Origin of the sequence: Rhizobacter sp. Root404, from assembly GCF_001425865.1 — a bacterium.
Lineage (GTDB): Bacteria > Pseudomonadota > Gammaproteobacteria > Burkholderiales > Burkholderiaceae_C > LMDS01.
The window spans coordinates 1,529,399-1,543,169 of record NZ_LMDS01000004.1 but is presented as its reverse complement, the minus strand read 5'-3'; the positions used below and the strand labels follow the sequence as shown (position 1 = coordinate 1,543,169).

The following is a 13,771-nucleotide window of genomic DNA, read 5'->3' as shown; positions in this document are numbered from 1 at the left end:
CGCCCGATCGGGAAGGGTCGGCGCAGGAAATTCTTGAACGCGAGGTCGCCCGACCTCCCCCTCTTGGTAGGGGGGCCAGGCTCAGCGCGATGCGGCCCGACGGGCAGGTCAGCGGTGTGGACAGTTCGCTCAGATGTCGGTCATGTGCCTACCCACAGCCGAAGTCAACCTGCAGTGCCAACAGGAGCGTCGACAGCTGGTGGGGCTCCATAATCAAGATCTGACCCCGCTTGTTCGCGACGCCTCAAGTTTCATCATGGATAAATCCTTGCTTCAGCAGCGGGTGCTGGAACGGCTCGCCGAAGACCTGCTGCAAGCCGAACAGGCAGCGCGGGCGGCCCATGAAACAGCGACTCACGAAGAAAGCGTCGCCGAGAACAAATACGACACATTGGGTCTCGAAGCCGCGTACCTGGCCACCGGGCAGGCGCGTCGCGCCGACGCCATCCGCCAGGCGATGGTCAATTGGCGCCAGTTCCGTCCGCGCCCCTACGACGCCAGCAAAGGTATACAGCTCGGCGCGCTGGTCTGCCTGGTCGATGCCGCCGACCAGCAGCAACAGCTCTTTCTCGGCCCGGTTGGGGGCAGCATGAAGTTGGTCTGCGGCGCTCAGCTCGTTCAGGTCATCAGCAGCGAGGCTCCGTTGGGCAGGGCCATGCTGGGCAAATGCGAGGGTGATGAGGTGGCGATACAGGTCGCTCCAATCCGACAGCGGTTTGAGGTGCTGCGGGTTCACTAGGCGGCGAGCAAGATCGCCAGCCACCGCCCACACGCCGAAGTTGTCGAATTCGAGCTCAACACGTTGGATACCCGTCTCGGTCCTAGGTGCCACCCGATACGGTAGCGGCCATGACAGCAACGGGTCGGAAGAAGTCCAATGGAGAGTCCGCTTCAGTTCGCGGTGATCTTCCGTTCGCGCACGATCGCGCCCCACTTGGCGTCTTCCTTCTTCATGAACTCGGTGAGTTCGGCGCGGGTGGTGGGCTGGGGTGTCAGGCCGTGCTTGTTGAGTGCGTCCTTCACGCCGGGGTCGGCGAGCACCTTGACGATGGCCCGGTTCCAGCGTTCCAGAACCGCCACCGGCGTCTTGCCCGGCGCCACGAAGGCATACCAGTTCAGGGCCTCGAAGCCTGGAAACCCGGACTCGGCCACGGTCGGGACGTTCGGCATGTAGGACGGCCGGGTGAGGCCGGTTGTGGCCAGCGGGATCAGGCTGCCGGCCTCGATGTGCGGCAGCGCGGTCGGTGGCGCCGAGAAGTAAGACGCGATGCGTTCACCGAGCAGGTCCTGCAGCGCCGGGGCGCCGCCCTTGTAGGGGATGTGCACCATGTCGATGCCCGCGCGCTGCGCGAACAGTTCCCCGGCCAGATGTGAGGCCGAGCCGGCCCCGGTGGACGCAAAGTCGATGCTGCCCGGCTTCTTCTTCGCCAAGGCCACGAACTCGGCCAGCGTCTTGACGCCCAACCCCTTGCGCACCACCAGCACGTTCGGGAAGTTCACGCCCCCGGAGACGGCGGCCAGGTCCTTGAAGGGGTCGTAGTTCACCTTCATCACGTGCGGCGCGATCGTCAACGGGCCGATCGAGCCGAACAGCAGCATCGAGCCGTCGACCGGGCCGTTGGCGACCTGCTGGTGCGCGATGTTGCCGCCGGCGCCGCCTCGGTTGTCGACGACGACGGTCTGCCCGATGTCCTCGCCGAGCTTCTTGGCGATCAGGCGCGCCGCCGAGTCGGCCGCGCCCCCGGCAGCGAAGCCCACCACCAGGGTGACGGCCTTCTTCGGCGGGAAGTCCTGGGCCGTCGCGTGGCCGGCCAGGCCGAGGGCTGCGACTGCCAGGGTCGTGGCGCGCAGAAGTTGTCGTTTGTTCATCAGGGGTCTCCTCGGGGGTTGTCGTGTTCGTCGTGGTTCAGTCGGCGCCCAGGCCGATCGGATTCGGAAGGCGCTTCTCGACCGCATGGCGCAGCAGCGCGGCGCTGCGGAAGATGCCGTGCGCGAACTTGCCGTAGGGCAGCGTGGCGAAGAGGGCCATCACCGCGCCCAGGTGCAGGCACAGCAGCAGCGCCAGGGCCGGCGTGCCGCGACCGAGCCAGAGCGCCAGACCGCTGGCACTGGTGAGGAACAGCAGCGCGATGAAGCCGAGGTCCATCGGCTTTTGCTTCACGTCGCCGTGCAAGGGATGGCGCTGGCGGTTCAGCCGCCACAGGCCGGCGGTGCCGACCATCAGGCTGATTCCGCCGACCACACCCAGCAGTTTGGGCAGGCTCGGCAGCGCATAGGGCGCGACCCAGCCGAACGCGTAGTGGTACAGCGTGGCCACGCTGGTGGCGGCGAAGCACAGCATGAAGCCGTAGAACGTGAGGTGATGAAAGCGCCGGCGTGCCAGCGTGTAGGCATCGTCTTCGTTGTGGCAGCCGTCGCCATGGCCGCCGTCGAGGTACTTGAGGCGCAGCACGGCATCGGCCGCTTCTGCCGCAGCAGGCCCGTTGGCGGGCGCGCCGCTGGTGGCGGGCGTGATGTCGCGCCAGAAGCGCCGCACGCCCAGGGCCAGCGCCAGGGTGGCGAACCCGAACACCGGAGCGAACAATCCCACCAGCAGGTTGTGCGGAAACACGCTGTAGAAGTTGTCGCCGGGGGCGGCGCCCCACAGGCCGCCCCTCATCGCGACGGCGAGCGCCAGGAAGAAGGCCAGCCCGACGGCCAACGCCAGCGACAGCGTGAGCCCGTTGCGTTGATAGAGCACGCCGAGCGCGGGCGGCCAGGCATAGTCCACGTAGGTCTGGCCGCGAACCTCGGCCATGGCCTGCGGCACGTTGACGGCGAACTCGTGCGGCGGCGCATACTGGCAGGCGTGCAGGCAGGCGCCGCAGTTGTGGCAGAGGTTGGCCAGGAAATGGATGTCGGCCTGGCCGAACTCGAGCCGGCGCGTCATCGCCGGGAAGACGGCACAGAAGCCCTCGCAGTAGCGGCAGGCATTGCAGATCTGCATCTGCCGGCCGACCTCGGCCTCGGCCCCCGACAGGATGGGGATGACGCGGCGCGGACCGTCCGCGAGCGACGCCGCCTCGCGCGCCAGCGCTTCAAGCGTTTGCATGGTGGGCCTCTTTCTGCTTCAGGGCCGCGGTTGCGGCGGCGGCTGCGGATTGCGTGCCGGCAATCCGGCCGAACGCGGTGCCGATGCTCATGCCGACGCCGGCGGTGTAGCCCTGGCCGAGGACGTTGCCGGCCATCATTTCGCCGGCCACGAACAGGTTCGGGCTGGGCCGGTCGCCGAAGCGCACGGCGGCGGTGTCGTCCACCTTCAGGCCAAGGTAGGTGAAGGTGATGCCGGGGCGCAGCGGATAGGCGTGGAAGGGTGCGGTGTCGATCGGCCGGGCCCAGTGGGTCTTGGCGGGTAGCAGGCCTTCGGTATGGCAGTCGTCCAGGGCCGTGTGGTCGAAGCGGCCGACGCGGCAGGCGGCGTTGTAGTCGGCGATGGTGCGCAGGAAGACCGCTTCGTCCAGCCCGAGCTGACGTGCCAGCTCCGGCAGCGTGTCGGCGACCGTGCCCGGAAACACCGGCGGCATGAAGCGGCCCACCGCCTTCTGGTCGATGATCGAATAGCCCACCTGGCCCGGCTGCTGAGCCACCAGCCGCCCCCAGATGGCATAGCGCTTGGGCCAGAAGTCCTCGCCCTCGTCGTAGAAGCGGCGCGCCTCGCGGTTGACCACCACGCCCAGCGACACGCAATCGATGCGCGTGCAGATGCCGCCGTCGTACAGCGGGGCGCGGGCGTCGATCGCCACCATGTGGCCCTGCGAGGGATCGCCGACCGTGTCGGCACCGGCCTCGATCAACTGCCTGAGCAGGACGCCCTGGTTGAAGCGCGTGCCGCGGATCAGGAAGTTGTCGGCCGGCCATTCACCGCGTTCGTTCCGGCCCCAGGCCTCGCGCAGCCATTCGCGGTTCGACTCGAAGCCGCCGGCGGCGAGCACGCAGCTTCTGGCGGTAATGCGCTCGCCGCCTTCGGTTCGGACCGCCGTGAAGCGTCGGCCTTCGAGTTCCACCGAAGCCACCGGCGTCTCGTAGCGAATCCGCACGCCGAGGCGTTCGGCGCTGCGGTAATAGGCGTTCACCAGCGCCTTGCCGCCGCCCATGAAGAAGGCGTTGGTGCGCGCCACGTGAAGTGCGCCGGACAGGGGCGGCTGGAAGTGCACGCCGTGGCGGCGCATCCAGTCGCGGCAATTCGACGACGCCCGGATCACCAGGCGGGCCAGGTGCTCGTCGGTCAGGCCGCCGGTCACCTTGAGCAGGTCCTGCCAGTATTCCTCCTCCGGGTAGGCCTCGACGAGCACGTCCTGCGGCGCGTCGTGCATGCAGCGCAGGTTGCGCGTGTGCTGCGAATTGCCGCCCCGCCAGGCCTTGGGCGCGGCCTCCAGCAGCAGCACGCTGGCGCCGGCCTCGCGCGCCATCAGCGCGGCGCAGAGTGCGGCATTGCCGCCGCCTACCACCAGCACATCGACCTGCTCATCGCTCATTGCTCGTCTCCCTTGGTGTCAGGAGACTCTAGGCAGGCGGCCCGCCCGGCGAAAGGCCGGTTCAGGCATCGGGTGTTCAGTTTTCGAGAAGACTTGCGCCGGGCCAGCGCCCTTCGTTCACCAGCGTCCGCGCCGCGTCGGCCATCACCACGCGGGCGGCCAGCGCGGCGGGCGACAGTTCGTCGTCCGAGAGGCTGACCAGCAGGCTGCGCCGGCCCACGTGGGTATCGGTGATCTGGCTGCTCAGCACATCGTCCGCCGGCTGCCGCGCGAGGGCAGCACCGGGCTGGATGGTCGCGCCCAGGCCCGCGCGGACCGCGTCCATCAACAGCGCCAGGCCGTCGACTTCAGCCACCACGTCGGGCACGATGCGGGCGCGGGCGAACGCCGCCGTGAGGGTGGCGCGCAGGCCGTGGCCGGCACTGGGCATGATGAGCGGCACGCCGGCGAGCTGGGCCAGCTTCACCTTCGGGCCGGAGGGCCGCCTCGCCAGCCCGGTCGCGGCCAGCACGAACAGCTTTTCGTCCAGCAACGGCTGGATGCTCCAGCGATGCGGCGTGGAGGTGTCGAACAGCACCGCCAGGTCCAGCAGGCGCGCCTGCAGCAGGCTGGCGAGGTTGCCCGACAGCGATTCCACCAGGTGCAGCCGCACGTCCGGGTAGCGCGCCCGCATCGCCTGCATCAGCGGCAAGCCCAGCACCGAGGCCGTGGTCGGCGCCAGGCCCACGCTGACATGGCCCGACAGGCGCGCCTGCTGGGCCGCCCGCACCGCCTCGTCCGCATGGCGCAGCGTGAGCTGAGCCTGCTGCAGGAAGGCGACGCCGGCGTCGGTGGGGCTGACGCCGGTGCTGCCCCGCAGCAACAGACGTGTACTGAGTTCGCCCTCCAACCGACTGATCTGCTGGCTCAGTGCCGACGTCACGACGCCGAGCTCGACCGCTGCACGACCCATGCTCCGCATTTCACAGACCTTCACGAAATAGCGAAGCTGGCGCAGTTCCACGGTCGAATGGGTTAAAGCGAACGCCAGCAGGTCATGTTCAATGGTACCAATCGGTTCAGGTACTCCAGGGCTGAGCCGGTCGAGCAGCGGAGCTGGCCGACGTTCGCGCAAGACTCATCGCCCCGCAGGCGGCTCCCACAATTCGATCTTGTGGCCTTCCGGATCGATGACCCAGCCGAACTTGCCGAACTCGGAATAATCCGTCTGGTCGAGCACGTTGCAGCCTTCACGGCGCAACGCCGCCAGCAGGCTGGCCAGGTCGGCGACGCGGTAGTTCACCATGAACGGCGCGGTGCTCGGCGCGAACAGGTCACTGTCCTGAGCGCTGACGCTCCAGGCCGTGGTGCCGGCGACGGGCTGCCCCTGCGCATCGACCCAGCGCAGCGTCGCGCCGCCCCAGGCCTGGACATCCAGACCGAGATGCGCCTTGTACCAGGCGCTCAGCGCGGCCGGGTCCTTCGCCTTGAAGAAGATGCCGCCGATTCCCGTCACTCGTTGCATGCGCTTGACTCCGACAGTCGAGGGGACCCGAGCCTACCGCAGCCGATGGCGTGAACGGATAAGCGCGGGTCGCGTTCCGTCAATCCCGGCGGGCGTCGCAAGATGGAACGCGCCGGCATCGTCGGCGACCTGCCTTACTGACCGGTCGCGCTGCTACAGCGTCGCGGCCAGCCGCGCCAGCTGGTCCGTCGCGATCCCCCATCCCTGGTGGAAGCCCATCTTCTCGTGGGCGGCGCAATCCTCCGCGGTCCAGTGCCGTGCACGGGCGGTGTAGCGGGTCTGGCCGGCTTCCTCCTCGAAGGTCAGGATGCCGGTGAAGAAGGGCTTCGCCGACGGCACCCAGGCTGCGGTGTAGGCGTCCGTGAAGACGATGCGCTCGTTGGCGACCACTTCGAGGTACACGCCGCGGTTCGGGATCAGCGTGCCGTCGGGCGCCTGCATCGTGATCAGGCTGTTGCCGCCGGCGCGCGGAGCGACCTCGGCGGCCACGGTCTTGTACGGCGGCGGCGTGAACCATTGCGTGATCAGCGCGGGCTCGGTCCAGCAGCGGAACAGCTTGGCGCGCGGCACGTCGATGAGCCGCGTGATCACCAGTTCGTGCGCGGCGGGTGCGAGGGAAGGATCGGATGTCATGCGGGCTCCTGGGTTGACAGCGGGGTCGCTGATCACACGACGATCTTCGCCGACCCGGATCGACACGCGGCGCCAGGCGCTGACGGACAATCGCCCGAGCATGGCGAAACTCCATTTCCGCTACGCCGCGATGAACGCGGGCAAGTCCACGGCGCTGCTGCAGGCCGCGCACAACTACGAAGAGCGCGGCATGCGCGTGCGCCTGTTCACGGCCGCAGTCGACACGCGCGACGGCAAGGGCGTGATCGCGTCGCGCCTGGGCCTGGCGCGCGAGGCCGAGACCTTCGGTCCGCAGACGCAGTTCGTGCGCAGCCACCTGGGTGACGACATCGCCTGCCTGCTGATCGACGAGGCGCAGTTCCTGACGCCGGCGCAAGTGAGCCAGCTGCATCGGCTTGCGCACGTCGGCGGCGTGCCGGTGGTCTGCTATGGCCTGCGCAGCGACTTCCGCGCCGAGGCGTTCCCGGGCGCGGCCGCGCTGCTGACGCTGGCCGACGACATCGAAGAGATGAAGTCGGTCTGCGCCTGCGGCCGCAAGGCCACGCTGAACCTGCGCATCGACGCGCGCGGCCAGCGCGTGCGCGAAGGCGAGCAGGTGTTCATCGGCGGCAACGAGCGCTACCGCGCGATCTGCCCGGCCTGCTTCTACCAGGACGACGAGCTCGGCCCGAGCGGCGCGCCGGGCCTGTTCGCGTAAGGGCGGGTCCGGTCAGTCGTGCGGGGCGGCCAGCTGCTCGCAGTAGTGGATCAGTTCGTCCACCTCGCTCGACTTGTCGAACACCCGGCTCGCGCCGAGCTCGAGGCAGCGGCGCTGCATGTCGGCGGTCGCGTAGTTGCTCAGCACGATCAAGGTCATCGGCATGTGCAGGTCGCGTGCGGCGCGCAGCACGCCGAGGCCGGAGCCGGCCTTCAGGAAGATGTCGACGATCACCACGTCGCAGCCCGGCGGGTCGCAGCGCGCGCCCAGCCATTCGACCGCGCCGCGCTCGTCCTCGGCGACTCCGACCACCTTGACGGGCGCCAACTCTTCGAGTGCCGCGACCAGGTTCTTCTGGATCACCGGACTGTCTTCGACGAGGAATGCTTTGAGGGTGGTCATGGGGGATCGTCCGGCCCGTGGGGACCACGTGCCAGTTGAGCCATAGGTTAGCGCCGGCGCCACCGGGCGCCCGTAGGACGCGACGCTGTCGAAGCGTCCCATTCCGGGCAAGCGCCCGGCAGCGATCACCCCGTCGCCACGCCCGCCAGACGGTTGACCAGTGCCGGATCGCGGCCGAGCTTGCCGGCCGCGGCCAGCAGCTCGCCCCAGGTCGTGGCGTCGACCGGGATGCCGTGGGCGAGCCGCTTCGCGCGGGTCTCACGCTCGGGTTCGCCGGCGACGCGGACGCGGTCGGTGCCCGCCTGCGCGGGCGACTCGACCACCCAGTCCAGGAAGGCCTGCATCTCGGGCCCGTAGACCGCGCTTTCGCCGAGGCGGGCCGGATCGAACAGGATCGTCAGCATGCCGTTCAGCACCCGTTGCTTGCCGTCCGTGGGGCCGTGCACGGCCAGCCCGCCGGCCAGTGCACCGCCCAGCAGCTCGCACACCAGGGCCAGGCCGAAGCCCTTGTGCTCGCCGAAGGTGCGCAGCGCGCCGAGCGGTTCGATCACGCCGTAGCGCGGGTCGGTCGTCGGATTGCCTTCGTTGTCGAGAAGCTGACCCGGCGCCAGCGCCTCGCCCTTGTTGTGCGCGACCCGGGTCTTGCCCTGCGCGACCACGCTCGTGGCCAGGTCGAGGATCACCGGGTCGCGGCCCGCGACCGGGATGCCGACCGCGAACGGATTGGTGCCGAAGCGCGCATCGCGTCCGCCCCAGGGCGCGACGATCGGCCGCGAGATCACGTTGACGAAATGCACCGAGACCAGGCCGGCTTCGACCGCCATCTCCGCCCACGCCCCGATGCGGCACAGGTGGTGCGAATTCGCCAGCGCGACGATGCAGCTGCCGTGTTCCCGGGCACGCGCGATGCCGAGCGCCATCGCCTCGTGGCCGATCACCTGGCCGAACCCGGCGCGGCCGTCGAGAGCGAGCAGCGTGCCGCAGTCGAGCCGGGTCTGCACGTGCGCATTCGGCACGAGCCCGCCTTCGAGGAAGGCGTTCGCGTAGCGCGGCAGCATGCCGATGCCGTGCGAATCGTGCCCGGTCAGGTTGGCCTGGATCAGGTTGTCGGTGACCAGCTCGATCTCGGCCGGCGCGCTGCCGAAGCCGAGCATCAGCTCGCGCACCGCGGCGCGCAGCGGTTCGACCGCGATCGTGTGCACGGCGGCCGTCACGATGCGTGCTCCGTCGCCCACGCACGGTAGCGCGCCTGGTTCTCGTCGTTCGGCGGGTACAGGCCCGGCAGCGGGACGCCGGCCTCGACCTGGCCCATGATCCAGCCCTCGAGCCGCTCCTGCTCGACCGCGGCGGCGATCACGTCGTCGAGCAGGGCCGCGGGGATCAGCACCGCGCCGTCGGCGTCGACCACGATCACGTCGTTCGGGAACACCGCGACCCCACCGCAATCGATGGCCTCCTGCCAGCCGACGAAGGTCAGGCCGGTCACCGACGCGGGTGCAGCGGTGCCCTGGCACCACACCGGCAGGCCGGTGCCGAGCACGCCGGCCAGGTCGCGCACGACGCCGTCGCTGACCAGCGCCGCGACGCCGCGCCTTTGCATCCGCGCACACAGGATGTCGCCGAAGATGCCGGCGTCGGTGACGCCCATCGCGCCGACCACCGCGACGCAGCCGGCCGGCATCGCCTCGATCGCGGCGCGGGTCGAGATCGGGGAGGCCCACGAGGCAGGCGTCGCCAGGTCCTCGCGGGCCGGCACGAAGCGCAGCGTGAAGGCGCGTCCGGCGATCCGTGGTTGCCCCGGCGCGAGCGGGCGGGTGCCGCGCAGCCAGACGTTGCGCAGGCCCCTCTTCAGCAGCACGGTGGTGATCGTCGCGGTGGCGATGCGTTGCAGCGCGTCGATCGCGGCGGGATGGAGAGGCAGCGGTTCAGGGCCCATCGAGATCCTCCTGTGATGAGGCCCGATTCTGCCGTGGCCATCTAGCGCCGGCCGTTGCGTCGCACCATCGCGAGCGGGCGCTTGCCTTTCAGCTGCCGTTCGATCCCGTCGTTCAGGCTGCTGCGCAGCGCGATCACGGCCTCGAGGTGGCCGTAGACGCCGGGGAAACGCAGGTCGAGCCACAGCCACAGCGTGCAGGCGCGCAGCGCCTGTTCCATGCGTTCGAGCCGACTGTGGCCGTCGACCTCGTCGAGGAACCACGGCGAGCCGGCGCGACCGGTCAGCGCGTGGCTGGCGGCCCAATCGAGGTAGGCCTGCACCTGCGACTCGGTGCGGGTGTCGACCGGCGCCTGCGCGTACACGAAGCGCTCCTTCAGCGTCAACGTCGGCGCGACGCGGTCGAGCTGCTCGGCCAGCTCGAGCATCTGCTCGAGTTCGGCGACCGCGAAGTGCGCGTCGTCGAGCTTGAGCTGCTGCATGAACACGTCCAGCACCTCGCGCAGTTTCGTCTTGTGCAGGCGCGACGAGATCGTGTCGACATGCCAGCCGTTCGGTGCGACCGGCGCCTTGAAGTCGTCCGGCGCCATCGGCGTCTTGTGCAGCAGTTCCTTGAGCTGGCGCGCGGCCTGCGGCTCGGCTTCCTTCAGCACGCCGGCGAAGCCTTCCTCGTGCATGCCGTAGCGGCCGGCGCGGCCGGCGATCTGGTGGACCTCGGACTCGCTCAGCGGCCGGTCGGCCTGGCCGTCGAACTTGGTCATCGTGCTGAACAGGACGCGCCGGATCGGCAGGTTCAGGCCCATGCCGATGGCGTCGGTCGCGACCAGGATGTGCGATTCGCCGGTCGCGAAGCGCTCGGCCTCGCGCCGCCGCACCTCCGGCGGCAGCGCGCCGTAGATCACCGAGACCGGGTGGCCGCCGGCGGCGATCTGGTCGCGAAGGGTCAGCACGTCGCGGCGGCTGAACGCCACGACCGCATCGCCAAGCTTCAGCGAGGCGATCGGCACTGGCGCCGCCAGCAGCTGGACGTGCTGCTTGCGCTCGAAGTGCCTGACCTCGCAACGCTCGCCGCACAGGCCGAGCAGGTTCTCGATCGCCGGCACGGCATAGGCCGAGCAGATGATGATCACCTCGCGCGCCGGCACCGCGACGATCGCCTGCGTCCAGGCCCAGCCGCGCGACGGGTCGAAGATCATCTGCGCCTCGTCGATCACCGCCACGTCGATCGGCTTGTTGGTCGCGACCATCTCGATCGTGCTCGAGACGACGCGCGCGCCGTCGGCCGGCACGTTCTCCTCGCCGGTCAATAGCGACGTGGGCACGCCGCGGCCGACCAGCCGGTCACGTCCTTCGAGCGCCAGCAGGCGCAGCGGCGCGAGGTACGCGCCGTCCAGCGCCTGCGCGAGGCGCTCGAACGCGGCGTGGGTCTTGCCGCTGTTCGGCGGGCCGACATACAGCGTGACCCGGCGCTGCAGCTGGCGCGCCTTCTGGAACGTGTCCGGGTAGCCCTGGAACGCCAACTCGGTGTTGAGGCCCTCGAGCGTCTGCAGCTCGGTGACCTGGTGCTCCCAGCGTTCCTGGGCGCGGTTGCACGCGGCTTTCAGGTCGGCCAGCGGCTGGGGCGTCGAACACTCCGCCTGCAGCCGCGGCAGCAGTGCCTCGAGGTGACCGGGTTGATGAGACTGGCTGCGCGCGATCAGCGTTTCCAGGTGCGCGACCAGCTCGGCGGCGTCCGGATACGCCGGCGGCTTGCCGAGGGCCGCGAGCAGCGCGGCCTTGTCGCCGCTGCGGTAGAACGCCCAGACCGCGTCGGCATCCACCGGCACGCGGAACAGCACCGGCACGCGCCAACCCGGCGGCGACAGTTGCAGCGCGTGGCTGATCAGCCGGGTCCATTCGCCGGCGCGGCGCGCGACGCCGAGCGCCTGCAGCGCGGTGCCGCGCTCCAGCATCAGCGGCCGCACATCGGGGCCGGTGCCGACGGCGTCGAGGTGCGCGAGCGCGGTGTCGATCAGGCCCGGCTCGATCCAGCGGCTCGGGCGCGCACCGGCTACCGGCTTCTGCAGCAGCACGAAGCCGAGCTTGTCGAGGTGCTCCTCGAACCCCGCCTGGCGGTCGTCGATGTAGTCGCCCGGCTTGACCACCTGCGGCAGCGTGTAGGCGGCCTGGCGGATGCGGTTGAACTGGGCCTTGTCGAGGTAGGCCGGCAGCCGGGGGGCGTGGCGCGGGTTCGGAAGCGAGGGCAGGGCGGCGGTCGGAGCAGTGTGCGTGGGCATTGCCTCGATTGTCGTGGACTTCCGATTGGCCTTGAACTCGGCCCGGCCGCCCCGAGTTGGGGAGCATGGGTTCGCACCGCCGAACCCGTTGCTGGAGCCCCCACGATGTCCGCCGCACAGATCGAAACACTGAAGAACCGCCTCGAGACCGTCATCGCGCTCGCGCGCCTCCTGGAACGCGTGGAGCACAACGCACCCGCGATCGGTGCCGAGCAGTACCGGACGCTGGTCCGCCAGTTGAGCGTCGTGCTGGCGCAGGAGATGCCGGACCAGGCGCTGCAGGCGATCCTCGGCGCGCACCCGGCTGCCGCCGAGGTGTACGAGAACATGCACTACGCCCAGTCGGGCCTGTCGCGCTCGTCGCTGGAGGCGTCGATCGAATCGGAGAAGGCGGCGCGTCAGGTCCTCGCGCGCGCCGCGCAGGGCGCCTGAACGTCACATCGACGGGTGTGCATCGTTCCGCGCACTGCGGCGTACAGGGCCACGCCGGCGGAAGAATTCACGCTTCTCGGGATTTGACGCCCCGGCTGCCGTCACGGCGGCCGCGCCGCGTGGATGCTGGGCTCCGATCTCCGCCTTTGCGTCGTCCCATGCTGCAGTTGTCCCGCCCCATCGCTCCACCCGCACGCCCGACGGATGACCTCCGGATCTCGGGCATCACGTTCGACGCCGGTTCGGTGCGCATCGCGCTGGCCAACCGCCGGGCGTTCGACCTGGACCTCCACCGCTACCCGCCGCTGCTGCGTGCCAGCTTCGAGCAGCGCCTCGGCTGGGTGCTCGTCGATGGCGGCCATGGGCTGGCTTGGCCGGAACTCGGCCTGGGCACCCGGGCGGTCGAGGGGCTGATCAACAGCCGCCAGCTCGTGCGCCAGGCGGCGACGCCGCGGCTCGTCGGCGCGCCGGCCGTCGGCGTCGCCTAGCGGGCATCTGCGCGCCGCCTCGCGGCCTGCGACGCGGCCCCGCTGTCGGACGACTCCGACGCGCAAACGCGCTGCCCGCGACTCGCGCTGGCGCACCGGTGAGCGTCCACTGGGTGACCACTCCCGGAGACACCCATGAACCGACCCGACTCACGCGAACGCGAGAGCACCGATCCGCAACGCGAGGCGTTGCGCGAATCCGAGAAGGACGCTAGCGCTGAACAGCCCGAGAACTTCAAGGATGCGCAGACCGACGCCAAGGTGGTCGAAGTGCTGCCGATCGAGCCGCAGGATTCCGGGGCGATCAAGGGCATCGATCCGGATCGGAAGTGAGGCGCTACACGGCGTAACCCGGGTCGTCGCCGTCAGGCTCTAATCGCCGGCATGCGACGCGCCCTGGTTCTGACGTTCCCGCTGCTCGCGATCCTGGGCGCGTGCGGGACGCGCCCTGCCCCGGTGCCGGTCGCACCTGTGCCCTCGGGCTTGCCTGCGCCGGCCGCACCGCCGCGCGCGGGGCCGCTGGTCACCGAGCAGTTGCGCCTGGCCGAGTTGTTTCGCGGCACGCCGGTCGTGTTCTCGCTGCAGCAGGACGGCAGCCTGCGCGCGACGATCCCGCGGCGCTTCAGCTTCGACGCCGGGGCTGCACAGGTCAAGCCGCCGCTCGCCGCGGTGCTCGACCGGCTCGCGAAGAGCCAGCGGCTCGCGCCGTCCCGGTTTCGCGTCGCGGCGCCCGCCGACCCGGAGGTGCGCGGTCCCGCGCTCGCGCGCGAGCGCGCCGCGAGCGCACGCGATCACCTGATCGGTCAGGGCATCGCGGCGGCGCGGATCCAGGCGACGGGCGGGACGCAGACCGAACTGGTCGAGATCCTCGTGACCGAGGCACCGCGCTGAG

Annotated in this window: 16 protein-coding genes; 6 read left to right on the top strand and 10 right to left on the bottom strand. The window is 70.0% G+C overall.

Features of this window, described 5'->3' with window-relative positions; genetic code table 11:
- Positions 1 to 256 precede the first annotated feature (256 nt).
- Positions 257 to 739, top strand: coding sequence for a GreA/GreB family elongation factor (locus ASC76_RS11500; protein ID WP_056467313.1), 483 nt, complete (start codon positions 257 to 259; stop codon positions 737 to 739).
- Positions 740 to 891: 152 nt separating this feature from the next.
- Here ASC76_RS11500 and ASC76_RS11495 read toward each other — a convergent pair whose 3' ends face one another.
- The 6 genes from ASC76_RS11495 to ASC76_RS11470 form a co-directional block, all read right to left on the bottom strand.
- The gene (locus tag ASC76_RS11495) at positions 892 to 1,869 is read right to left on the bottom strand and encodes a tripartite tricarboxylate transporter substrate binding protein (protein WP_056465593.1); all 978 of its coding nucleotides are present in this window, start codon (positions 1,867 to 1,869) and stop codon (positions 892 to 894) included.
- 37 nt (positions 1,870 to 1,906) lie between these two features.
- Positions 1,907 to 3,091 carry a tricarballylate utilization 4Fe-4S protein TcuB gene (tcuB, locus tag ASC76_RS11490; protein WP_056465591.1) on the bottom strand — a complete coding sequence of 395 codons (1,185 nt, stop codon included), beginning with the start codon at positions 3,089 to 3,091 and terminating at the stop codon, positions 1,907 to 1,909.
- Positions 3,078 to 4,514, bottom strand: a complete 1,437-nt coding sequence (gene tcuA, locus ASC76_RS11485) for an FAD-dependent tricarballylate dehydrogenase TcuA (RefSeq protein WP_056465589.1) — start codon at positions 4,512 to 4,514, stop codon at positions 3,078 to 3,080. The genes tcuB and tcuA overlap by 14 nt, the downstream gene beginning before the upstream one ends.
- A 76-nt stretch (positions 4,515 to 4,590) precedes the next feature.
- A complete protein-coding gene (locus ASC76_RS11480) occupies positions 4,591 to 5,517 on the bottom strand; it encodes a LysR substrate-binding domain-containing protein (RefSeq protein WP_056465586.1) in 927 nt (308 codons plus the stop codon).
- Positions 5,518 to 5,631: 114 nt separating this feature from the next.
- On the bottom strand, positions 5,632 to 6,018 hold the full coding sequence (locus ASC76_RS11475; RefSeq protein ID WP_056465584.1) for a VOC family protein: 387 nt from the start codon (positions 6,016 to 6,018) through the stop codon (positions 5,632 to 5,634).
- A gap of 153 nt (positions 6,019 to 6,171) precedes the next feature.
- A complete protein-coding gene (locus ASC76_RS11470) occupies positions 6,172 to 6,651 on the bottom strand; it encodes an SRPBCC family protein (protein WP_056465582.1) in 480 nt (159 codons plus the stop codon).
- A 100-nt stretch (positions 6,652 to 6,751) separates the two neighbouring features.
- On the opposite strand from ASC76_RS11470, the gene ASC76_RS11465 reads away from it, so the two are divergent.
- The gene (locus ASC76_RS11465) at positions 6,752 to 7,348 is read left to right on the top strand and encodes a thymidine kinase (RefSeq protein ID WP_056465580.1); all 597 of its coding nucleotides are present in this window, start codon (positions 6,752 to 6,754) and stop codon (positions 7,346 to 7,348) included.
- A 12-nt stretch (positions 7,349 to 7,360) separates the two neighbouring features.
- Here ASC76_RS11465 and ASC76_RS11460 read toward each other — a convergent pair whose 3' ends face one another.
- The 4 genes from ASC76_RS11460 to ASC76_RS11445 form a co-directional block, all read right to left on the bottom strand.
- Positions 7,361 to 7,750 carry a response regulator gene (locus ASC76_RS11460; RefSeq protein ID WP_056465578.1) on the bottom strand — a complete coding sequence of 130 codons (390 nt, stop codon included), beginning with the start codon at positions 7,748 to 7,750 and terminating at the stop codon, positions 7,361 to 7,363.
- A 125-nt stretch (positions 7,751 to 7,875) separates the two neighbouring features.
- The gene (locus tag ASC76_RS11455; protein WP_256364451.1) at positions 7,876 to 8,964 is read right to left on the bottom strand and encodes a malate/lactate/ureidoglycolate dehydrogenase; all 1,089 of its coding nucleotides are present in this window, start codon (positions 8,962 to 8,964) and stop codon (positions 7,876 to 7,878) included.
- A complete protein-coding gene (locus tag ASC76_RS11450; protein WP_056465576.1) occupies positions 8,961 to 9,686 on the bottom strand; it encodes a ribonuclease activity regulator RraA in 726 nt (241 codons plus the stop codon). Before ASC76_RS11450 ends, ASC76_RS11455 begins: the two co-directional genes overlap by 4 nt.
- Positions 9,687 to 9,727: 41 nt before the next feature.
- A complete protein-coding gene (locus ASC76_RS11445) occupies positions 9,728 to 11,959 on the bottom strand; it encodes a helicase-related protein (protein WP_056465574.1) in 2,232 nt (743 codons plus the stop codon).
- Positions 11,960 to 12,064: 105 nt separating this feature from the next.
- Between ASC76_RS11445 and ASC76_RS25730 the strand changes: the two genes are divergently transcribed.
- The 4 genes from ASC76_RS25730 (at position 12,065) to ASC76_RS11425 (ending at position 13,770) form a co-directional block, all read left to right on the top strand.
- The gene (locus ASC76_RS25730) at positions 12,065 to 12,391 is read left to right on the top strand and encodes a hypothetical protein (RefSeq protein ID WP_056465571.1); all 327 of its coding nucleotides are present in this window, start codon (positions 12,065 to 12,067) and stop codon (positions 12,389 to 12,391) included.
- Between the two features lie 158 nt (positions 12,392 to 12,549).
- Positions 12,550 to 12,879 carry a DUF2442 domain-containing protein gene (locus ASC76_RS25725; RefSeq protein ID WP_056465569.1) on the top strand — a complete coding sequence of 110 codons (330 nt, stop codon included), beginning with the start codon at positions 12,550 to 12,552 and terminating at the stop codon, positions 12,877 to 12,879.
- Between the two features lie 135 nt (positions 12,880 to 13,014).
- On the top strand, positions 13,015 to 13,212 hold the full coding sequence (locus ASC76_RS11430) for a hypothetical protein (protein ID WP_056465565.1): 198 nt from the start codon (positions 13,015 to 13,017) through the stop codon (positions 13,210 to 13,212).
- Between the two features lie 51 nt (positions 13,213 to 13,263).
- A complete protein-coding gene (locus ASC76_RS11425; RefSeq protein ID WP_056465563.1) occupies positions 13,264 to 13,770 on the top strand; it encodes a hypothetical protein in 507 nt (168 codons plus the stop codon).
- Position 13,771 lies beyond the last annotated feature (1 nt).